Source organism: Neobacillus pocheonensis, from assembly GCF_050477905.1.
Classification (GTDB): Bacteria; Bacillota; Bacilli; order Bacillales; family Cytobacillaceae; genus Neobacillus; species Neobacillus pocheonensis_A.
The window spans coordinates 303,609-323,723 of record NZ_JBCNAD010000020.1 but is presented as its reverse complement, the minus strand read 5'-3'; the positions used below and the strand labels follow the sequence as shown (position 1 = coordinate 323,723).

General features: G+C 39.4%; 22 protein-coding genes. 4 read left to right on the top strand and 18 right to left on the bottom strand.

The features are described from left to right. Positions 1-4 precede the first annotated feature (4 nt). From ABES02_RS11750 to ABES02_RS11715, 8 genes are all read right to left on the bottom strand, one after another. On the bottom strand, positions 5-400 hold the full coding sequence (locus ABES02_RS11750; protein WP_430134571.1) for a cytosolic protein: 396 nt from the start codon (positions 398-400) through the stop codon (positions 5-7). 79 nt (positions 401-479) lie between these two features. Then, positions 480-869: a DUF6944 family repetitive protein gene (locus tag ABES02_RS11745; protein WP_430134567.1), complete on the bottom strand. Its 390-nt coding sequence runs from the start codon at positions 867-869 to the stop codon at positions 480-482. A gap of 112 nt (positions 870-981) precedes the next feature. Beyond that, a complete protein-coding gene (locus ABES02_RS11740; protein ID WP_430134564.1) occupies positions 982-1,125 on the bottom strand; it encodes a hypothetical protein in 144 nt (47 codons plus the stop codon). A gap of 9 nt (positions 1,126-1,134) precedes the next feature. Further along, the gene (locus ABES02_RS11735; protein ID WP_430134562.1) at positions 1,135-2,355 is read right to left on the bottom strand and encodes a helix-turn-helix domain-containing protein; all 1,221 of its coding nucleotides are present in this window, start codon (positions 2,353-2,355) and stop codon (positions 1,135-1,137) included. Positions 2,356-2,523: 168 nt separating this feature from the next. Further along, entirely contained in the window at positions 2,524-3,771 is a 1,248-nt protein-coding gene (locus ABES02_RS11730; protein ID WP_430134559.1) for a S8 family peptidase, read from the bottom strand. Positions 3,772-3,995: 224 nt separating this feature from the next. Further along, positions 3,996-4,934: a magnesium transporter CorA family protein gene (locus tag ABES02_RS11725; protein WP_430134556.1), complete on the bottom strand. Its 939-nt coding sequence runs from the start codon at positions 4,932-4,934 to the stop codon at positions 3,996-3,998. A gap of 226 nt (positions 4,935-5,160) precedes the next feature. Then, positions 5,161-6,057, bottom strand: a complete 897-nt coding sequence (locus ABES02_RS11720; protein WP_430134553.1) for a cation diffusion facilitator family transporter — start codon at positions 6,055-6,057, stop codon at positions 5,161-5,163. Between the two features lie 111 nt (positions 6,058-6,168). After that, on the bottom strand, positions 6,169-6,306 hold the full coding sequence (locus ABES02_RS11715) for a hypothetical protein (protein WP_430134551.1): 138 nt from the start codon (positions 6,304-6,306) through the stop codon (positions 6,169-6,171). 90 nt (positions 6,307-6,396) lie between these two features. Between ABES02_RS11715 and ABES02_RS11710 the strand changes: the two genes are divergently transcribed. Beyond that, positions 6,397-6,570, top strand: a complete 174-nt coding sequence (locus ABES02_RS11710) for a YozQ family protein (RefSeq protein WP_430134548.1) — start codon at positions 6,397-6,399, stop codon at positions 6,568-6,570. 233 nt (positions 6,571-6,803) lie between these two features. Here the strand turns inward: ABES02_RS11710 and ABES02_RS11705 are convergent, their stop codons facing one another. Beyond that, positions 6,804-7,559 (bottom strand): yteA family sporulation protein, encoded by a 756-nt coding sequence (locus tag ABES02_RS11705; protein WP_430134545.1) that lies wholly within the window; start codon positions 7,557-7,559, stop codon positions 6,804-6,806. 189 nt (positions 7,560-7,748) lie between these two features. On the opposite strand from ABES02_RS11705, the gene ABES02_RS11700 reads away from it, so the two are divergent. Further along, the gene (locus ABES02_RS11700; protein WP_430134543.1) at positions 7,749-7,910 is read left to right on the top strand and encodes a hypothetical protein; all 162 of its coding nucleotides are present in this window, start codon (positions 7,749-7,751) and stop codon (positions 7,908-7,910) included. A gap of 14 nt (positions 7,911-7,924) precedes the next feature. Continuing rightward, complete coding sequence (locus ABES02_RS11695; protein WP_430134540.1) at positions 7,925-9,280, top strand: amino acid permease; 1,356 nt, start codon at positions 7,925-7,927, stop codon at positions 9,278-9,280. A 27-nt stretch (positions 9,281-9,307) separates the two neighbouring features. Here ABES02_RS11695 and ABES02_RS11690 read toward each other — a convergent pair whose 3' ends face one another. From ABES02_RS11690 to ABES02_RS11675, 4 genes are all read right to left on the bottom strand, one after another. Beyond that, complete coding sequence (locus ABES02_RS11690) at positions 9,308-9,934, bottom strand: LysE family translocator (RefSeq protein WP_430134537.1); 627 nt, start codon at positions 9,932-9,934, stop codon at positions 9,308-9,310. Between the two features lie 96 nt (positions 9,935-10,030). Next, a complete protein-coding gene (locus tag ABES02_RS11685; RefSeq protein ID WP_430134534.1) occupies positions 10,031-11,059 on the bottom strand; it encodes a glycosyltransferase family 2 protein in 1,029 nt (342 codons plus the stop codon). A 21-nt stretch (positions 11,060-11,080) separates the two neighbouring features. Next, positions 11,081-12,772: a DUF6044 family protein gene (locus tag ABES02_RS11680; protein ID WP_430134532.1), complete on the bottom strand. Its 1,692-nt coding sequence runs from the start codon at positions 12,770-12,772 to the stop codon at positions 11,081-11,083. A gap of 108 nt (positions 12,773-12,880) precedes the next feature. After that, the gene (locus ABES02_RS11675) at positions 12,881-13,045 is read right to left on the bottom strand and encodes an aspartyl-phosphate phosphatase Spo0E family protein (RefSeq protein ID WP_430134529.1); all 165 of its coding nucleotides are present in this window, start codon (positions 13,043-13,045) and stop codon (positions 12,881-12,883) included. Positions 13,046-13,244: 199 nt separating this feature from the next. Between ABES02_RS11675 and ABES02_RS11670 the strand changes: the two genes are divergently transcribed. After that, entirely contained in the window at positions 13,245-14,231 is a 987-nt protein-coding gene (locus ABES02_RS11670) for a potassium channel family protein (protein ID WP_430134526.1), read from the top strand. A 2-nt stretch (positions 14,232-14,233) separates the two neighbouring features. On the opposite strand, the gene ABES02_RS11665 is transcribed toward ABES02_RS11670, so the two are convergent. From ABES02_RS11665 to ABES02_RS11645, 5 genes are all read right to left on the bottom strand, one after another. Beyond that, positions 14,234-14,635 (bottom strand): YugN-like family protein, encoded by a 402-nt coding sequence (locus tag ABES02_RS11665; RefSeq protein ID WP_430134524.1) that lies wholly within the window; start codon positions 14,633-14,635, stop codon positions 14,234-14,236. A gap of 92 nt (positions 14,636-14,727) precedes the next feature. Further along, a complete protein-coding gene (locus ABES02_RS11660) occupies positions 14,728-16,077 on the bottom strand; it encodes a glucose-6-phosphate isomerase (protein WP_430134521.1) in 1,350 nt (449 codons plus the stop codon). A gap of 157 nt (positions 16,078-16,234) precedes the next feature. Beyond that, positions 16,235-17,398, bottom strand: a complete 1,164-nt coding sequence (locus ABES02_RS11655) for an iron-containing alcohol dehydrogenase (RefSeq protein WP_430134519.1) — start codon at positions 17,396-17,398, stop codon at positions 16,235-16,237. 93 nt (positions 17,399-17,491) lie between these two features. Next, on the bottom strand, positions 17,492-18,769 hold the full coding sequence (locus ABES02_RS11650; protein WP_430134517.1) for a Glu/Leu/Phe/Val family dehydrogenase: 1,278 nt from the start codon (positions 18,767-18,769) through the stop codon (positions 17,492-17,494). 24 nt (positions 18,770-18,793) lie between these two features. Then, positions 18,794-19,993 carry an ornithine--oxo-acid transaminase gene (locus tag ABES02_RS11645; RefSeq protein WP_430134514.1) on the bottom strand — a complete coding sequence of 400 codons (1,200 nt, stop codon included), beginning with the start codon at positions 19,991-19,993 and terminating at the stop codon, positions 18,794-18,796. Positions 19,994-20,115: the final 122 nt, after the last annotated feature.

Below are 20,115 nucleotides of genomic sequence, written 5' to 3'. Positions count from 1 at the left end.
TTTCTTATACTTCGAGACTCTGACCTTCCTCAACAATATGAAACAGAAGGTGGGCGAGGTGATGGATTGGTCCGTATTCTTCGTCCTCTTCTTCCATTTCGTCATTATATCCAAGGTCACTTAGGTAAAGGGCCATAAACTCGTAAAAATCCTTCAGCTGGAACGAATAACAAGCAACCGGTTCTTCATTATCTTCTTCATATTGCAAAACCATGTATGAAACCAGTCCATCCGCATCCTCCGCATCAAAAAAGACAAAAAAGCCAATGTTTGTATCCAGCTCAAATAAATGCCGCGTCCCGCCTTCGGATGCTTTATCAAAATCCTCTTTGCTTAGTTTTTGTATTTGCATCGCATCTACATTGTCTTCTTGATGAAAACCAACAACAAATGATTTCATTATATCCTCCTCAATCCTCTTCCATAATTTATCAACACATATGATTAGGATACCCTTATTTGTGTCAGTTTCATTCCTTTTAAGGGACAAATAAATTAGCATTTTCTTTAATGATTTCACTTCCGCCTGCAGCTTCCAATATTGCTCCTAGTGCCTGAATCCAATCACCCGTTACTGCTAATTTTTGGGCACCAATACTAACTTCGGCGCTATCAATACCGATTTCTTCAGTGACACCAATTGCTTCTAAAAATGTTCCGAGCGTTTGCAAGGATGCACCTGTAAGAATTTGTTTTTCAACAATGGGTTCCTCTTCATCACTAATAAGATATAGCCTGTATAAGCTTACTAATTCAATTAATTGTCCGACCGCTTGGATCCAAACACCCATAGCAACCTGTTTTTCAAGCTTAATGATTGCTTCTTCCTTTTCAGAAAAAACTTGCTCATTTTCATTATTTTTACCCATTGCGATACCCTTTCAATGAAATACTTATTAGTATCTTTATTCAATTTTGTTCGAAAGGGATATCACTTTTTTCATAAAAAAATCCCTGAAAAAATTCAGGGACATTTCATTATTATCCAATTGGCGGCTGAATTGGATGTTCACTTGGCAGTTCAATTGCTACATTATTAGAAGACCTTTGAACTTCAACACCCTTGGCTGATACAACAGGAACAAGTAAAGCAAGTGAAAATAAAAGAACAACAACCTTTTTCATATTGACCCCCTACGTAATTTTATTTAAATAATGAACTGTTTCAATGACCATTCCTTTTTCATTGTAATAATCGGCAAGCATTTTATAAAAACGGGTAAGGTCATCAAGATGTTCATTTGCTTCTTCAAAATATGGGATAACCTTTAGTTCTAAAAATTTGAACCCTTTTACTGGTGAGGTCATCAGGAATAGATAAAAATCAGCTAAAAGTCTATATTTTTTTACACCTAAATCCTTAGCCAAAGAATTCACTTCCTGAAAGCACGCCCTTGCCTTATCGAATGAATTTAAAGAATAATATAGTTCTCCGATAGTATACAAGGTCACTAGATAGTGCTGATTGAAATTGGGCTGTAGGGCCAAGCTTTTCTCGTAATAGTATAGCGCTTCTTTAAAATTCTTCATTTTATTCTGCAGATGCCCCATATTATGATAGATTTGTGGAAGTAATTTTTCCTCTTTTATTAATTCTGCATTTCGAATTAGGTGCTGAAAACATCCATGAGCAACCTCATAAATATTGGAGTGAGTATAATTAATTCCCAGCAGCATAAGTGTGTGAAGAATTCGGATGAAATTATGTTGATTCATAAACATTTGCAGTGCCATTTTCCCAAAATGAATGGCATGTCCTGATTGCTCAAGTGAGCTCTTCACGAGGGCTCGATGGTAAAGGAATTCTCCGTCAATGGTTTCGATACTATTCTCTGCATGAAGAGCATCGAGTATATCATCTGCATTTTTATTTTGACCCTTCCACATTAAAAATACCGCATTATAGTAGCGAAATAAATAATCTTCATGTTGGGAAAAATTTTTCTTATGCTTATATAAAAGGTCTCTTTGACTCTCGGCCTCAGCAACCAATCCTTTAAAAATTAAGTATCTAAATTTATAAAATTCCCAGATATATATATACTTTGAAAATGGAATAAGATGCTCTATTTCTTTTAGTTTCTGATAGGTCTCTTCGATTTCATCCTTTAGATAGAAATTAATCCCGTTAGCCAGCTCTCTTAGTAAAACCTTAACTCGGTCTTCTTTTTCTTCCATCTCTTCTAAACTAATATTAAGTCTTTCAAGCAAAAGTGAGACCGTTTCCTCGTTAGCTTCTTTTGAGTTATTCTCAATCTTGCTTAAATGCGGGACAGAACAGATTCCCTTTGCAAGCTCTGCTTGCGTCATTCCTCTTTGCGTCCGATAGAATTTAATAAGGGCTCCAAATTCCATATATCCACCTAGCTTGCCTTTCTTTTTTCCTTATTTTACAACAAAAGGAGCCCCTTTTACATATTTTTTCAGATTATTTTTAAGATATAGAATTTTAATCAAAGTGAATATAGACCTATTCTAAAAAAGCCATTTGGCAGGAATGCGCCAAATGGCTTTTTTATCATTCTACTTTACCCGAGGGAAGCCGAAGCCTGATGCATAGTCATCCCCTGCAGCCGCTCCCGTGCCTCCTTTAATATCATTTACTTTCGCACGATTTTGTAATTCTGTCCGTAACTGGGTATTTGACCAATTTAGATTTGCAGCCCAGATTTTCGCAGCAAGACCTGATACGTGCGGGGTAGCCATCGATGTTCCGCTAATCGTATTGTAGCCTCCGTCATTCCAAGTAGATTCAATTGCTCTACCTGGGGCCGAAACCTCTACATCTCGCTCTCCAATAACATAATCGGCGTCAGTAGCCGGATTTCCTCTTGATGAGAAATCAGCAACACGGTAGGTGCCATTTTGCTGAACATTTTCCAAAGCTGCTACGGCCACAACGTTTGCTAATCCTCCGGGATAGCCAATTGTGTTTGTTCCAGGACCATCGTTACCGGCGGCTGCTACAACAAGAACACCTTTGCCATACGCATAATCAACCGCACTGGAAATCAAGGAATCCTTTGTACTAGATCCAAGCGACATCGAGATAATCACGTGGACCCCAAGCCGAACTGACTCATCAGCAGCCTTGCGGATTGCTGCCGCAATATCATCTGAGTAACCAGAACCACGATTATTTAGGACCTTATAGGACCATAAATTTGCTTCAGGCGCCACCCCGTATATTCCCTTTCCTTTGTTGCCATTTGCCAGAATGGTGCCAGAGACATGTGTTCCATGCCCATTCCCATCAGCACAACTGTTTTCTACTAACGGAGATTTATTTTGGGAAAAATCCTTACATTGCTCTACATTCGCCGCCAAATCTACATGAGTTTTTAAAACCCCAGTGTCAAGCACAGCAACCTTTATCCCACTTCCACCGGAAGTAGCCGTTATGTTAGGATCATTATAGATTGCTTGAATTCCCCAAGGTGTTGAATCACTAAGAACGGCTGTCGCTTTCGTCACTGCATCTTGATTTACACCCAGTTGTAGTTCTGGAAGCCTCTCAATCTTTAGGTTTTTATTTTTCAAGAGTGCTTGATATTGCTGTCCGTTAACCGTCGTTGTGAAGCCTTGCCCCTCAAACTCCCAACGTGCTCCATAGTTTGCCTTAGCTTTTGCCCTCTCTCCAGATGGGCCTTGGATTAAGACGCGATACGTTTCCTGACTGGCTGATTGCTGACCAAATGCGGCTGTTGCAAACATTGAGATTCCCAGCACTGCACTCATAACTGCAGCCCCTAGTATTTTCCCTTTTTTCATTAAAAAACTCCCCTCAAAATTGATTGACAGCCGATTTGCTGATGTTCTAGCCTATTGTTAATTTTCTTATAAAATAACAATCTATCAGCTTTCAATGTTGGGAAAATTTTTAATTTTCTATCAAAAACCCTTAGGGATTAATAATTTTATTTTTCGATTCAATTAAAAATAGGGAAATTTTATCATTGAAAATAAAAAAACCAGCCAAATGAATGGCTGGTAATCTAGAAATATTTCTTTTTCCAAAAAATAAACGCTGTTAAACTAGTTAAAAAGGCAGAGATGATTAGCGGTATTGCATAGGAATGGGTCGCATGCTGGAATGGAATATCGACATTCATTCCGTAAAAGCTTGCTACCATCGTTGGGAAAGACAAAATGATCGTAATCGAAGTTAAAAACTTCATCACAATATTCAGGTTATTGGAAATGATGGAGGCAAAAGCATTCATCATCCCGCTCAAAATCGAACGGTAAGTTTCCGCCATTTCAATTGCCTGGGTTTTTTCAATCATTACGTCTTCCAATAAATCCTTATCTTCTTCATACATTTTTAAATAGTTAAACCGCAGGATTTTATCGAGGACGACTTTATTCGATTTTAATGAAGTTGTAAAGTAAACTAAGCTTTTTTCTAAGGCTAAAAAGGCATATAGTTCTTTATTCTTCAAAGATTGGTGTACTTCACGTTCAATTTCATTTGTTTTCTTACTGATTTGCTTTAAATAACGAAGATAATAGGATGATATCACAAATAGAATTTGCAGAGCGAAGCGCGTCTTTTTAAAAGTAAAAAATTCTTTGACGCGATTTTTCCGAAATTCTTCAATTATTGGAGAATCTTTTAAGGAAACGGTAATGATATTGTCCTCTGTTAAAATGATGCCAATCGGAATCGTTTCATAAACTGCAAGACCCGTTTCATCATGAATAATATAAGGAAAGTCAACGATGATATAAACTCGGCCATCGTCCCGTTCAATCCTCGGACGCTCTTCATCGTCCAGCGCGTCTTTTATAATATCAATATCTACTTGGGCATCGTTTGATACTTTAGCGATTTCTTCGGGTGTTGGAGCATAAATATTGATCCAGCAGCCCTTTGAAATTGTATCGACTTGTTCTAACACCCGCGAATCTGTGCTTTTAAACATTTCCAGCATGCCAAAACCTCCTCACTCACTTTGTTTGAGGAAGCCAACATCCTTTTCTAGAGATGATATTCTTGATATTCAATTCAATCAAATCAAAGAGTACATTGACTTCCCCGCGCCTACTTGGGTCCGGGTCAACGGAATAACTCAAAAATATCAACTCCTTTTAACTTTTTTATATCCTATCCTATCATAAACCCAAATGTATGAAAGTACAAAGGAGTTTTTTTGGAATTTACTTGGTTTCGGGGAAATACGGATTTAAATGAATTAAAACTTCATCAATGTTATCATATTTATCCATGAGCTTCTGTTTGATGGATTTGGCGAGATCATGCCCTTCCTTGATTGTTTTATAATGATCGATTGATATCCGTAAATCCACGAGCACGTAATGACCATGTTCTCTTGCACGGATTCGGTCAATTCGCTTTACGTCAGAGAATTCATTTATTATTTTAGTATATTCCTGAATAGTCTCCGTGTTAATGTTTCGCTCCAATAATATATCAAACGCCTCTGTCAGCATTTCCTTGGCTATTTTAAAAATTAAATAAGCAACAAATATACTGGCAGCTTTATCACCATAAAGAAGAAGGTGAATATCGAACCGTTCTCCTAAAATGGAGATAAGAACTCCGATTGCAGCAGCGATTGAAGCGACGATATCAGCTTTATGGTCAAATGCAATGGCCTCAATGGCCTTACTGTTATGCTGCTGAGCTACTTTTAATGAACTGCGGTATAAAATAATCTTCATAATATATGAAAAAAGTGCGACCCACATTGCCAAAAGACTCGGTGATTCCACTTGATGGAAAAATCCGCTGATTCCTTCATACACAACATAAATAGCTACAAGGAAAAGTAAGATTCCCACAATCCCTGAGACAATGACTTCTGCCTTTCCATGCCCGTATGGGTGTTCCTGGTCAGCAGGTTTATTGGCGATTTTAATGACCAATAAAACAATGACGGATGCAAACACATCAGCAGCTGAGTGAATCCCATCAGCAAATACGGCATCACTATGTCCATACCATCCAATAATGATTTTCCCTAAAGTTAGAACTATATTACTAATAACACTAATCCAAGCGACTTTTTTTGCCAGCGTTTCTCTTATTACCATATTAAACCACCTTTAAAATACCTCTAAAAATCATAGCAAACACACCCTTGATGGGTCTAGAGAAAAATTCTTGCCCCCGTTCAACATTCATTGCCTGGAGGCAACATTTTCTTATTCTTCCTGACCCTCTTTTTCCATTTTTACCATCTCAACTTCCTCAATCACGGAAATCCTATTTATCTGATCATGAAGATAATGAAAGGCTTGGTCCAAGTCTTCTTGAGATGGAAACTCTTTATTTTTCTGCATATTAATCACTTCCTTCATTTTTTTAGGAGTAATTCAATTAAAAAAAGAAAAAAATACCTTTGTATTGAAAATAAAAAGGAGGAATACAAAATGGACAAACAGAAAGTAAATCCGAATAAGGAAGTTGCTGGAAGCTTTTTTCATCCAAGTTATTACCAAGAAAAAGATCAGATTTCATCAGGGCTTTCCACTACACATGAACAAGTAAGTGATGTGTACGCTGAAGGTGATGTCACTACAGGTGGCGAAAATGAAGCAAAATAAAGCAAAGCAATAACCAGAGAAAACAGCTCTCTTTATGAAAGCTGTTTTCTTTTTTAAGTAAGTAATTAATATTTACTTTGAGAATTGTCCAGCTCCAGCGCCCAGCGACTAGTGGCCAACCCACTCCTCCCTACGATAAGTCAACATCGGATCGCTGGCGCTCTCCGTGTTTCCTTTATCTCAGTCGGATCGGGCCCCTGGCCATACGTCGCTAACCGGGCGCTTCCGCTTTTCTACTTATCGTCGTCAACATAAGGGTCATGTTCAAACGCAGGTAAATCACCAAAGCTTGTCATGATTCCTTCCTCATCAAGGGCATCCTCATATTGTTCATGCTGGGCATTCGGGTAAACGGTAACATTGTTCCCGTATATATCATTTCCCACAAAATTCTCATAATCCTCGACATAACCAATATTTTCATCCGATTCCTCATAGATATCTTGGTAATTATCCTCGGAAAAAGCTAAATCGGAAGGAGTTTCGCTCGTGCCCCACTGGGCCACGGTTTGCCAGGAATCTTCGGCATCGAAGGCCACATTTTCATTCTTTTCATCCATATCGAATTTCCCCCAAGGCGGCATTAAAACGCCTTCTTCAACAGGGCGGTTATGTGAGACAATTTGGTCTGGGCTGTGTTCAATACAATAGGTAGTATTAGGTAAGGCTTGCAGACGTTCTAAAGGAATGTCTTTGCCGCACACCTCACATTTTCCATATGTTCCTTTTTCCATTGCTTCCAAAGCATGATGGATGTTTTGAAGCAGAAGTTCATAATGCTCATTTAGGGCAATATCTTTTTCCCTTTCATACAGCTCTGTCCCTTCATCTGCTGGATGGTTATCATAGCTCGACAACTCCCCTACCGATTCATGAGCATGGCCTCTTTCTAAACCAAAGTGGTCATTCTGTTGTAAATGTTCCTCCACTTCACTCTTTTCTTGTAATAGTTGTAGACGTAACTCAGCTAATTGCTGTGTCGATAGCATAAGATAAACCCCTTTCATCGAAAAGCGCGATGGTCTATATCTTATATTTTCAATTGTTAGGCGGTTGATTATGTAATAAATATTTAATTCCATCAAAAACCTATTGAAGTTCGACGAAACAATCTGAATAAGAACGAACCAAGGGTAAATCTTAAGAAGGAAAGTTGATAAGAAATGAGGAGAGATTAAATGGTAAATGAAAATTTTTATAAATTTAGGCAAACCCAGCGCGAGCATAGGGCACAGTATATAGGCAGCGGTCAACCTCAAAAGCCTGGACTTAACGATGAGGAATATAACAATCAAAAGGATACAGATAAATCACCAGGTGCCACAGGCCGCACATTGTAAAAAGGAGAAGGTTTATGGTCAAATCAAAAGCGGGGGCCGAGGAGAAAAACGATATGAAATGGTGGCAGCTCTCTTTATTTGGAGTGGGCTGTACAATTGGTACAGGGTTTTTCCTTGGCTCAAGCTTAGCTATTAAGATGACAGGGCCATCCATACTTATTGCCTTTATTATTGCTGCTATTAGCACCTATTTTGTATTTGATGCTCTTTCAAAAATGACCTCAAAAGAGCCTCTAAAAGGTGGTTTTCGTTCCTATGCTAAGAAGGCTTATGGGAGATGGGCAGGCTTTAGCAGCGGCTGGGTCTATTGGTGCTCCGAAGTGTTGATTATGGGAAGTCAAATGACGGCCCTTTCGATTTTTTCACGATTTTGGTTTCCCAAAGTACCTTTGTGGCTCTTTGCTGCAGGCTACGCCATCCTTGGACTTGCGATTGTATTAATTGGAGTTGGCGTTTTGAACAAATTAGAAAACATTCTTGCTCTTTTAAAAATATCTGCCATCATAATGTTTATCATCATTGCCTTTTTGGCCATTTTTGGGGTCATTGATGGAGATCGTCCTATTCAATATCCGAATAACAAAAATGACATTTTTCCAAGCGGAGTAAAAGGATTGTGGTCATCCGTTATTTTTGCCTTTTATGCGTTTGGCGGTATTGAGATTTTAGGCTTAATGGCGACTAAATTGAAAGATCCAAAGGAAGCTCCAAAAGCAGGAAAAGTGATGCTGTTTACTCTTATGTTCATTTATATTTTATCCATTGGACTTGCTGTCATGATGGTACCTTGGGGCAAATTTAATGCAAAAGAGAGTCCTTTTGTCATTGCTTTAGATGCCTATCATCTTACATTTGTCCCACATCTTTTCAATGGCGCTTTAATCATAGCCGGATTTTCGACGATGGTTGCTTCTCTTTATGGAGTGACAAGCGTTCTTGTTACCCTTGGTGAAGAAGGAGATGCGCCAGTAAGTTTTTCGAAAAAAGGGAAATTAAAGGTACCACTACCAACACTCATCCTTACCATGCTTGGCATTACTGCTTCAGTGGTGTCTGCCTTGTTGATGCCCAATCGTATTTATGAGTATATTACAACGGCCGCTGGGTTAATGCTTCTTTATAATTGGGTATTTATTCTAGCCTCATCAAGAAAAGTTTTGGGATTGAAGGCATGGGACAAAATCAAATATTCCATTGGAACACTCCTTATACTAATTGCTGTCACCGGAACACTTTTTCACGATACAAGTCGCCCCGGCTTCTTTATTAGTTTAGCCTTTGTTGGCGTTATCGCCATCTTAACTCTCATTATGCATTTTAAATGGAATAAGCATAAGAAAAAAGTGCTTAAGCCATGGCCCACTGCATAAAGCTGGCATCCTTATTGCCAGCTTTTTTTATACAGATAACACTCTGTACGCCTGTATCCCAAAATATAATCCGAATCCAACAAGTGATACTCCTGACAAAAGGGAAATAATAACGAGTAACCTGGAAGTTACAAAATTTCGGAAACTGCTGGCAATGCCCGCCATGGTGATATCCCATAATAAAAGCCCAATAAAAATTGCGCTGCTATAAAAAACTAATTGACTTGTATCATAAGCGGAAGCCGTTTTGGCAAGGACGGATCCGTAAATCCCTAACCAAAAAAGAATCGTTAATGGATTCGAAATCGACATGAAGAAGCCTGAAAAAAATGATTTTATTAGCGGTTCCCTTCCTCTTGAGTCTTGTAAATGAATATGTCCAGCCTTTATGATCGTTTCAACCCCAGTGTAGATAAGCACAAAGGCTCCAAAAAGCCAGAGAAAAGTTTGCATAAATGACGTTTCAAGAAAGTTGACCACTCCTATGTAAACCACCAGCATATAAATCCCATCCGCAACCACTGCACCTACGCCAATCAGCCATGAATGCATGAACCCATTTCGAATTCCCCGGTCAATTTGCGCTGCATTGATGGGCCCAATTGGAGCAGCTAGCGACAACCCTAACAATATATAGCTTAAAAATACATTCATTTTCATCTCTCCCCCAACCCAAATAAAGCCTGTCTCCTTATTTTTATTCAGGTTGGAGGGGTTGTACGACAAAAAAGAGCCTCCGAAGAAACTCTTTTATTTATTGGAATCTGAAATTTTTCTAAAATCAAGGCTGTCATCTGTTTGCTGCAACAAACGATGCCTAGAGAACGGCAAATTAAAAGAATCGATATCAACAATATACTTAGGACGCTGCTTCGCTTCTTTATAAATTTTTCCGACATACTCGCCAATTAAGCCGATGGCGATTAACTGCAGGCCGCCAATTAACCATATCGAAGTGATCAGTGAAGTCCAGCCTGTTTCGGTATCCCCAAAAAATTTTAACGTTAAAAAGTATCCCCCAAAAACAAGGCTCATAAAGAAAGAGACCAATCCAAGCATTAACACGAAACGGATTGGGGAGATAGAAAAGGAGGTTATTCCGTCAAAGGCAAAGGCAAGCATTTTTTTTAATGGATACTTAGTTTCACCCGCCTGCCTTTCTAAACGGTCATAATAGACCACGTCTGTTCGAAATCCAAGCAGTGGCACAATTCCTCTTAGAAAAAGATTGACCTCATTAAATCGTTCCAGTGCTTGAAGAGCCCTTCTGCTCATTAGCCGAAAATCTGCATGGTTATAGACGAGATCAACACCTAGTATTTTCATCATTTTATAAAATCCTTGTGCCGTACTTCGTTTAAATAAGGTATCGGTTTCGCGTCCTTTGCGAACACCATAAACGATTTCACAGCCTTCATGAAATTTCAGGATAAACTCGCGGATAACCTGAATATCATCCTGCAGGTCGGCATCAATGGACACGATACAATCAGAAAGGTCTTTTGCGGTAAATAAGCCAGCTAATAATGCATTTTGGTGTCCGACATTGCGGGATAATTTTAAGCCTCGAATATACTCGCTTTTTAAACCTTCTTTATAAATCATATCCCAAGTCCGGTCCTTGCTGCCGTCATCAACAAACAAAATTTTGCTTTGCTTCGAAACAAGCTCATCGGCCATTAATTCCAGCAGCAGCTGCCTAAGCTTATGAATTGTATCAGGCAATACTTCTTCTTCGTTATAGCAAGGCACCACAATAGTTAGAACTGGTTCCATCATCTGTTTTAATACCCCCGATGTCTACAATATCTTATATAAGTAAATTTTCCAGGCAGATTTTTTCGATTTGAACACTTTATCTAGAACTAACTGATTTTGCTTAGCATTATCGATGGGAAGAGCAGAAAATATATAACGACCACCCATTTCCTTTAATATTCCTGTATTAAGCTCCAGTTTTTTCAAATGTCGCTTGGTGTCCTTTTTGATCATAGATCTTTTTCCAAGCTGAGCTGTATACAAATAACATCTTCCCCCCCATTTATCGAAATAGGTACGAATCGTTTTATTTTTTTCTAATTCCTTTTCAATTATTTTCCTAAATTGATGCTTATAGGCTAATGGATAAAAATTATTATAGGTATCAAGTGTGTAAAAGCCATTGTATTGAGAAATAGCTGGATGGATTCCGATACTTGCGACTCGATATTTCTCCTGTGGCAGGGCAATATGCTCTTTAATTTCCTTGAACAAGTCCTCTGCATAAAACTCCTTTACAGTCGGTTTTTGCTGATAAATAAATTCATCATTGCATAGTCCCAAAATGATTATTTGCATAATAGCAACCCACTTCGCCGTTTTCATCCAGCTGTATCCTTGGAGTGAAAGAATCTTTAAGGCAAGTGCAAAACTAGCATAAATGACTAAGGGCCTTAAGAAATGATAGCGGGCAAAATTAAAGGTATTCATAAAATGAAATCTTTTCGTTAAAGGAAGCCAGCCCTCATAAAACCAAAACGCATACCAGACCGACAATAAAATGTTGAACACAAATAAAAAAACAAAAATTTTCTCTTGCTTCCAGAGTCGCTTAGAAATTACAAAATAAATAGCTATAAATGTAGCAGGTAAAATAAATAAAGTATGTATGGTGAGCACATGTGTATGTCCCAACAAGTAATTTTTAAAAAAGAGCCGTACAGCACCCCAGAAAGGCAGGTGTGCATGGAAATACTCATCTCGGCTATTAGGCTCAGCCGTAAACAGAAACGAATAGACAAGTCGATATTCTACCAGAGTAAAAATAAAAGTCATATAAACAATCGAAAACAAAAAGCGAAGGTTCCAGCCTTTTTTTCTTACTACATCTGTCAGCCAAAAAACTCCCATTGCGCTTAAGAAAAAGAAAAAACCTAAGACAATACTTGCGTATAAAGGCAATAAGGTAAGCACTAAATAGTCCTTCCATGTGTCCTCTCGGTTTCGAAAATTAAGAAATGCCCATAGTGCGAGCGGCATCCCTAAGGTACTTAGCATCCCTGATGGCCAAAAAGGAGTTAAAGCAAAGGCAAGTGCGACAACTATTTGAATTGGAAGCCATCTTTCCCCCGGAAGTAGATGCTTTTTCAGCAAAACATACATTCCAAAGAATGCAACAATTCTTGTAAGAGCTTGACTTAATCCATAGGCTATCATCGTTGGAAGAAGGGCATATAACCAGACGATAATGCTATATTCTGTCCCAAAAGCGTTTCTTGACAGAAGCCCATTAATGATTTGGGGAATTGGCGCTTTAACGGCCCCAAACAATTCGCCGCTACTTGCAAGCACTTTATACCAGGCCAAATTAGAGTCCAAATTATCATGAACTCGTATATGAGCATTTTCTTGAAGAATAAATAGCGGGGAAAGATAGATTGCGATAACAATCAGAGCACAGAAAAGATATCTTCGCTCATTATTTGTTTCAAACTGCACTCTTCTACACCTCATAAATCTTGATTTAAATAGTCACTTTGGTTTAAATTTTACATTTTAGATGAAAATTATTCCTGAAGTTGGCTAACCATAATAAAAAACCTTCCAAATGCTTGGAAGGTTTTATTGTTTAACCATTGTATTGTTATAGGTATTTAAAAGGAGATCAAGTTTTTGGCTGCACTTAACGACAGAAGGATTCGAATATCCGTATTTATGGGCTAAATAAATCATTTCTAGTCTTGTTTTTTCAATCGATGATAATAGAGATTTCATTCCCGTTGTCATGCGCCGACCTTCTTTCTTCTTTATGACTGTTATCATGCTATTAATCATAATTTATTAGTTTTTTATAGTGAAAACAATCCCTTTCACAAAAAATATAAGAACCTTTTGTGAACAAAGACCCATTAGGAAAATACCAGTTAGGATTATTAGATTTTTCATTTTCGTCCATAATAGGAATCAGTAGAAAGGAGGGAAGCTTATGCCAAATAGAGTTTATATCAGCTTTTTACGAATGCCGCTTCTAGTACGGATTTTAATAATTGCATTGCTTGTTTTTCTTATATTTGGTATAGCTATTCATTTATTAGAGCCCGAAACCTTTCCTACTTTTTTTGACGGAATTTGGTGGGCCATCATTACTGCCACTACAGTGGGGTATGGTGATTATGTACCCCATTCTCTCTTTGGCAGACTTACCGCATTATTATTAATCTTGCTGGGTGTTGGTTTTGTCTCCTCCTATTTTGGAACACTGGCAGCAGCGGCCGTTACTAAACAAGATGCTTTATCTGAGGGGAGAATTCCTTTTAAAGGTGAAGGGCACATCATTATCATTGGCTGGAATGAACGTTCCAAAGAATTAATTAGTAAATTGACAAATGCTAATTATTCTCAAATGATTGTCTTAATCGATGAAACTCTTGAAGCCAATCCTGTGAAATCAAAATTTGTCCATTTCATTCAAGGAAAAGGACATGTAGATGAAACCATCCTCAAAAGTGATATCGAAAAGGCAGAAAAGGTTTTAATTACAGCAGACAGAGGAAATGACGAACTCCAGGCCGATATGAATAGTATTTTAACCTTGCTGACGATTAAAGGACTATGCTCCAAGGTCAAGTGCATTGTTGAAATATTAACCGCTGAACAGGTGATTAATGCTATTAGGGCAGGCGCAGACGAAGTCATTCAATCTAATAAACTGACAAGTGTTTTTATGGTGAACAGCCTTCACTCAAATGGGGATGGACTTTTATCAAATGTTGTTCATCAGCTGCAGGAAAGCCGATTAACGTCTTCGTCGGTAAATGAAGCTGATATTGGAAAAACCTTCATAGACCTTTGTCAAGAACTGCTAATAAAAGGTTTTCTCCTAATCGGAATTAAAAGAGGGGAGGATACCATTCTTAACCCTGCCCACTCTTTCAAAATTGAAGCAAATGATCAACTTTTGACGTTTAAATAATCCTAGTCGTTTAACAGCAAGGACTCCAGTTCGGCCACCAGCGCTTTGCCCGTATCAATATACTGCTCAGGAAAGCTGGCATCCTTATCAACAGGCCCTTGAAATTGATTAAATGTACCTCCACCTGAAGAACCGAGTTCATCCAGATCTGATTCGAATACATGTGAGAGTAGAAATGGTCTTTCTAATTGAACCGTACAATTTCTGGCATCAAGCTGGCCGTCCACGGCTTTAAATGGCAAGCGCAGAAACTCATAACTATCATCCTCATTGATTTTATAATCAAATGCGCCGTGGTCGTAATCCCAATTTCCGCCAATCGAATACCCGATTGGTTTTAATTTCTGTTCAAGCTTATATAAATCAAATTGCTTTCCTTCTACCTTTGATGGTAATTCAATCATGAACATTTACCCCCTTAGCAACGTTAACATTAGTTTCTCCAATTTCAATAAAAAAAGTGCTGATTGAGTTAAAATCCAATCAGCACTTTTTATTATTTTAATCGTTTTTCGAGTTCAGCTTTCTTCTCTTCAAATCCTGGCTTGCCTAGTAAAGCAAACATATTAACTTTGTAGGCTTCAACACCTGGCTGGTCGAATGGATTGACACCAAGCAGGTAGCCGCTCATTGCACAGGCTTTTTCAAAGAAATAAACAAGATAGCCAAAGGTATATTCATCTAATGCAGGAATGTTCACAATTAAGTTTGGAACTCCGCCATCTGTGTGAGCAAGCATCGTGCCTTCGAACGCTTTGTTGTTAACAAAATCAACCGTTTGGCCTGCTAGATAATTGAGCCCATCTAGATCATTTTCCATTGCTTCAATTGTCAGCTCATGACGTGGTCTTTCAACCTTGATAATCGTTTCAAATATATCACGACGTCCTTCTTGAACATATTGTCCCAGCGAATGAAGATCGGTTGAGAAGTTAGCTGAGGAAGGGAAAATTCCTTTTTGGTCTTTGCCTTCACTTTCGCCAAACAGCTGTTTCCACCATTCTGAGAAATACTGCAGCCCTGGCTCGTAGTTAATCAGCATTTCAATGGTTTTACCTTTATTATAAAGAGCATTCCTAACTGCCGCATATTGGTAGGCTGCATTTTCTTCAAGTTCGGAATGACCAAAGTCCTCCTGAGCTTTGGCAGCGCCTTCCATCATTTTTTCAATATTGGCACCACTAACAGCGATAGGAAGTAACCCGACTGCTGTTAAAACAGAGTAACGGCCGCCGACATCATCTGGAATGACAAATGTTTCGTAACCTTCTTCGTTCGATAAAGTTTTTAATGCGCCTCTTGCTTTGTCGGTAGTCGCATAAATTCTTTTACGCGCTTCATCCTGGCCATATTTTTCTTCAAGCAGTTTGCGGAAGATACGGAAAGCGATTGCGGGCTCCGTTGTCGTTCCTGACTTAGAAATGACATTAATAGAGAAGTCCTTTCCTTCAAGAAGATCCATCACATCAGTCATATAGGAAGAACTGATATTGTTTCCGACAAAAATAACTTGCGGAGTGCTACGTTTTTCCTTTGGAAGCGCATTATAGAAACTATGCTGCAGCATTTCGATTGCCGCTCTTGCTCCTAGGTAAGAACCGCCGATTCCGATGACAAGAAGAACATCAGAATCAGATTTAATTTTTTCAGCCGATTTTTGAATTCGAGAAAATTCTTCTTTATCATAATTAGTTGGCAGTTCAATCCACCCTAAAAAGTCATTCCCCGCTCCTGTTTGCTCATGCAATGAATGATGGGCAACCTTAACAGCATCGCGTAGATATGTAAGTTCATGCTCTCCAAAAAAAGTTAAAGCTTTTGAGTAATCAAAACGTACGTGTGTCATGCCGTGATCCTCCATTATTTTATTTACAATTACCACTTTATCGAATGATGGGCGGGATATCAAGGACGGCCCCTTCATGTAAGCGTACCCATTTTCGATAAATTTCTTACTTTATATGTCGAAAAAACTCGGACACGCTGTGCCCGAGTTTTTTTGCTTATAATGAAGCCCGATAAATGGCTAGTGTATCTTCCCGGTTTAGCTTTTTGAAATTACCGAACTCTCCATACACTATTGCCTTATCTGCCATTACCTCTAATTTGCTGTCATCGATATCATAATCAACTAAACGTGCTGGGGCACCTATGCTGCTCCAGAATTCACGTAACTTTCGAATTCCTTCAAGACCGGTTTCTTCGGCGCTTTTCCCACCAGGATCCACTCCAAATACTCTGACCGCCAGTTTCTTAAAACGTTCTGGTTTTACAGAAAGATTGTGCTCCATCCAGTGCGGAAACAAAATTGCCAGTCCGCCACCATGAGGGATATCGTAAACGGCCGATACAGCATGTTCAAGATTATGTGTTGCCCAATCGCCGCGGTAGCCCATATTTACCATACCATTTAGAGCCATGGTACCGCAGTAAAGAATCGTTGCCCGGTGTTCATAATTTTCTAAATCAGCGAGCAATTTCGGTGCTGTTTCCATGACGGTCGTAAGCAAGCCTTCACACATGCGGTCTTGAAAATCAGTATTCTCCTCGAGATGAAAATAATGCTCCAATACGTGAGACATCATATCAACCATTCCATAAATCGTTTGATCGCGTGGTACCGTAAAAGTATTAACTGGATCTAAAATCGAGAATTTCGGGAACGTAACAGGGCTTCCCCAGCCATATTTTTCGTTTGTTTCCCAATTTGTAATAACAGAACCCGCATTCATTTCTGAACCTGTTGCCGCCAGTGTCAACACTGTTCCAAATGGAAGAGCATCCTTGGCAACCGCTTTTCTTGTAACTAGGTCCCAAGCATCGCCTTCATACTTAGCTCCCGCTGCGATTAATTTGGTACAGTCGATGACGCTGCCGCCGCCAACCGCTAATAGGAACTCAATGCCATTGGTTTTACAAATTTCAATTCCTTTTCTAGCGGTGCTAATTCGGGGATTGGGTTCTACACCTGGAAGTTCAAAAACCTCAGTTCCAATTTCTTGTAAAAGTGTAGTCACCTTTTCGTAAAGTCCGCTGCGCTTGATGCTTCCGCCGCCATAAACAAGCAATACCTTTTTCCCAAATCGTGGAACCTGTGTTTTTAATTGTTCAAGCTGGTCTTTACCAAAAATTAATACGGTTGGATTCCAAAATGTGAAATTTTCCAATCTAAACACCTTCCTTTTCACTCTACATTATTATGGATTAAAAAGTATTTTGCAAAAAAAATCCCCTACATCCCGAAAGATGCAAGGAAAATTTTATATCCAGCCTCGATAGGATGAGGCTTCTGCCATTTTCCTAACACCAACGATGTAGGCAGCTAAACGCATATGAACTTGTCGGTCTTGTGCGAGTTCGTATATTTCATTAAATGACTTAACGAGCCTAGAGCGTAATTTCTCTTCTATTTCCTCTTCGCTCCAATAATAACCCTGTTTATTTTGGATCCATTCAAAATAGGAAACCGTTACACCTCCAGCGCCAGCCAGCACATCTGGAACGAGTAATATTCCTCTTTCTGCGAGAATCCTAGTCGCTTCAAGCGTAGTGGGACCATTCGCAGCTTCCACTACAATTTTTGCTTTTATACTCCCTGCATTTTCAACTGTAATTTGATTTGATATTGCTGCAGGTACTAAAATATCACAGTCTTGCTCAAGAAGTTCCTGGTTTGATATCGCACCTTCGAAAAGAGTAGTTACCGTACCAAAGCTATCGCGACGATGGAGGAGATAATCGATATGTAAACCATCTGGGTCATAGAGAGCTCCATAAACATCTGAAATCCCAACGACAATCGCCCCTGCTTCATGCATGAACTTAGCGATGAAGCTGCCGGCATTGCCAAACCCCTGAACAATTACTCGCGCTCCCTTTAAGTTAACCCCACGTTTTTTTGCTGCTTCCTCAATACAAATGGTTACCCCTTTTGCACCTGCTTTTTCGCGGCCTTCAGACCCACCAAGAACAAGAGGTTTACCCGTGATAAAACCGGGAGAGTCAAATTGGCGGAGACGGCTATACTCATCCATCATCCAGGCCATAATCTGCGAATTGGTATACATATCTGGAGCCGGGATATCCTTTGTAGGACCAACAATTTGGCTGATGGCGCGGACATACCCGCGACTTAGGCGTTCCAGTTCGCCAAAAGACATGGTTCGTGGATTACAAATCACGCCGCCCTTTCCTCCCCCAAATGGTAAATCAGCGATACCGCACTTCAAGCTCATCCACATTGACAACGCTTTTACATCGTCCTCTTTCAACTGGTGATGAAAACGAACACCGCCCATGGTCGGACCAAGTGCATCATTATGTTGGGCTCTAAAACCTGTAAAAATTTTCGTCGAGCCATCATCCATACGAACCGGAATCCTGACTTCGAATGTTCTTAATGGTTCTTTTAACAAATGGTACATTCCTTGATTAAGCCCTAGTTCATCAATGGCATCACGAATAACAATCTGTGTTGATGTAAGAAGGTTAAAAGTTTCTTTTTCTATTTCTTCTCCTGCTCCATCAATTTTCCCCATCTTGGCACCCCTAGCTATCCCCATTTAACCGAGAATCTTTGTGATTCTTTCAATCGCCCAATCTAATTCTTCTTTCGTGATCACAAGCGGCGGTGCGAAACGGATAACGGTATCATGTGTTTCCTTACATAAAAGGCCTTCTTCTTTTAATTGTTCACAATATTTCCGGGCAGGTTCTGTTAATTCTACTCCAATAAATAATCCCCGCCCGCGAACTTCTTTAATGTTTGGATTCTTAATTTCTTTTAATTTACTTATAAAGTATTCACCAAGTTCGAGGGATTTTTCGGCCAACTTTTCATCGACAAGCACATCAAGCGCAGCAATAGAAACAGCACATGCCATTGGATTTCCCCCAAATGTCGAACCATGGGATCCGGGATTAAATACTCCTAAAATCTCCTTATTGGCAACCACACAAGAGATCGGGAATACACCGCCTCCAAGGGCTTTTCCAAGAATATACATATCAGGTTCAATGCCTTCCCACTCGCAGGCAAACATTTTTCCTGTTCGTGCTAATCCTGCCTGAATTTCGTCCGCAATAAATAGGACATTGTTTTCCTTACATAGCTCATAGGCAGCTATAATAAAGCCTTCAGGTGGAATGACTATACCAGCCTCCCCCTGAATCGGTTCGATTAAGAAAGCTGCTGTATTTGGCGTAATTGCCTGCTTCAACGCTTCCAAATCACCATATGGAACAAGCTTAATTCCTGGAAGCATCGGTCCAAATCCACGCTTGTACTCGGCTTCTGAAGATAATGAAACTGCCGTCATCGTACGTCCATGAAAATTTCCAATGCATCCAATGATCTCTGCTTGGTCTTCCGCTACTCCCTTTACATCATAGCTCCAGCGGCGAGCTGCCTTAACAGCCGTTTCAACAGCTTCTGCCCCGGTGTTCATCGGAAGGACCATTTCCTTATTGGTTAATTTATTTACTTTTTCATACCATGGTCCGAGCTGATCGTTATGAAAGGCCCTTGAAGTTAACGTCACCTTGTCCGCTTGATCCTTTAATGCTTGAATAATTTTTGGATGGCGGTGCCCCTGATTGACAGCCGAGTAGGCACTTAGCATGTCCATATATTTGTTTCCTTCAGGGTCTTCTACCCAAACTCCCTCAGCACGTGAGATGACGATTGGCAGGGGGTGATAATTATGTGCCCCGTACTTCTCGGTTTTTTCAATAAGTTCATTTGAATTAACGTTTGCAGGCATTTTCAAATTCCTCCACTTAAGATATGTATACTATCTTTATTGTAGCCGAGCCTGAAAAAAGAATGAACTTTTTTATATAAAAAAATAAAGCCTGGTCCAAACTGCTAATGAACAGTTGTTAC

Coding starts and splice junctions, on each gene's coding strand:
- ABES02_RS11720 (WP_430134553.1), bottom strand. CDS start 6,057: ATGGTAATAAGAGAAACGCTGGCAAAAAAAGTCGCTTGGATTAGTGTT.
- ABES02_RS11700 (WP_430134543.1), top strand. CDS start 7,749: ATGGTAAATGAAAATTTTTATAAATTTAGGCAAACCCAGCGCGAGCAT.
- ABES02_RS11660 (WP_430134521.1), bottom strand. CDS start 16,077: ATGACACACGTACGTTTTGATTACTCAAAAGCTTTAACTTTTTTTGGA.
- ABES02_RS11685 (WP_430134534.1), bottom strand. CDS start 11,059: ATGATGGAACCAGTTCTAACTATTGTGGTGCCTTGCTATAACGAAGAA.
- ABES02_RS11690 (WP_430134537.1), bottom strand. CDS start 9,934: ATGAATGTATTTTTAAGCTATATATTGTTAGGGTTGTCGCTAGCTGCT.
- ABES02_RS11650 (WP_430134517.1), bottom strand. CDS start 18,769: ATGGGGAAAATTGATGGAGCAGGAGAAGAAATAGAAAAAGAAACTTTT.
- ABES02_RS11750 (WP_430134571.1), bottom strand. CDS start 400: ATGAAATCATTTGTTGTTGGTTTTCATCAAGAAGACAATGTAGATGCG.
- ABES02_RS11675 (WP_430134529.1), bottom strand. CDS start 13,045: ATGACAACGGGAATGAAATCTCTATTATCATCGATTGAAAAAACAAGA.
- ABES02_RS11705 (WP_430134545.1), bottom strand. CDS start 7,559: ATGCTATCGACACAGCAATTAGCTGAGTTACGTCTACAACTATTACAA.
- ABES02_RS11735 (WP_430134562.1), bottom strand. CDS start 2,355: ATGGAATTTGGAGCCCTTATTAAATTCTATCGGACGCAAAGAGGAATG.
- ABES02_RS11740 (WP_430134564.1), bottom strand. CDS start 1,125: ATGAAAAAGGTTGTTGTTCTTTTATTTTCACTTGCTTTACTTGTTCCT.
- ABES02_RS11715 (WP_430134551.1), bottom strand. CDS start 6,306: ATGCAGAAAAATAAAGAGTTTCCATCTCAAGAAGACTTGGACCAAGCC.
- ABES02_RS11645 (WP_430134514.1), bottom strand. CDS start 19,993: ATGCCTGCAAACGTTAATTCAAATGAACTTATTGAAAAAACCGAGAAG.
- ABES02_RS11665 (WP_430134524.1), bottom strand. CDS start 14,635: ATGATTGAATTACCATCAAAGGTAGAAGGAAAGCAATTTGATTTATAT.
- ABES02_RS11745 (WP_430134567.1), bottom strand. CDS start 869: ATGGGTAAAAATAATGAAAATGAGCAAGTTTTTTCTGAAAAGGAAGAA.
- ABES02_RS11725 (WP_430134556.1), bottom strand. CDS start 4,934: ATGCTGGAAATGTTTAAAAGCACAGATTCGCGGGTGTTAGAACAAGTC.
- ABES02_RS11695 (WP_430134540.1), top strand. CDS start 7,925: ATGGTCAAATCAAAAGCGGGGGCCGAGGAGAAAAACGATATGAAATGG.
- ABES02_RS11680 (WP_430134532.1), bottom strand. CDS start 12,772: ATGAGGTGTAGAAGAGTGCAGTTTGAAACAAATAATGAGCGAAGATAT.
- ABES02_RS11730 (WP_430134559.1), bottom strand. CDS start 3,771: ATGAAAAAAGGGAAAATACTAGGGGCTGCAGTTATGAGTGCAGTGCTG.
- ABES02_RS11710 (WP_430134548.1), top strand. CDS start 6,397: ATGGACAAACAGAAAGTAAATCCGAATAAGGAAGTTGCTGGAAGCTTT.
- ABES02_RS11670 (WP_430134526.1), top strand. CDS start 13,245: ATGCCAAATAGAGTTTATATCAGCTTTTTACGAATGCCGCTTCTAGTA.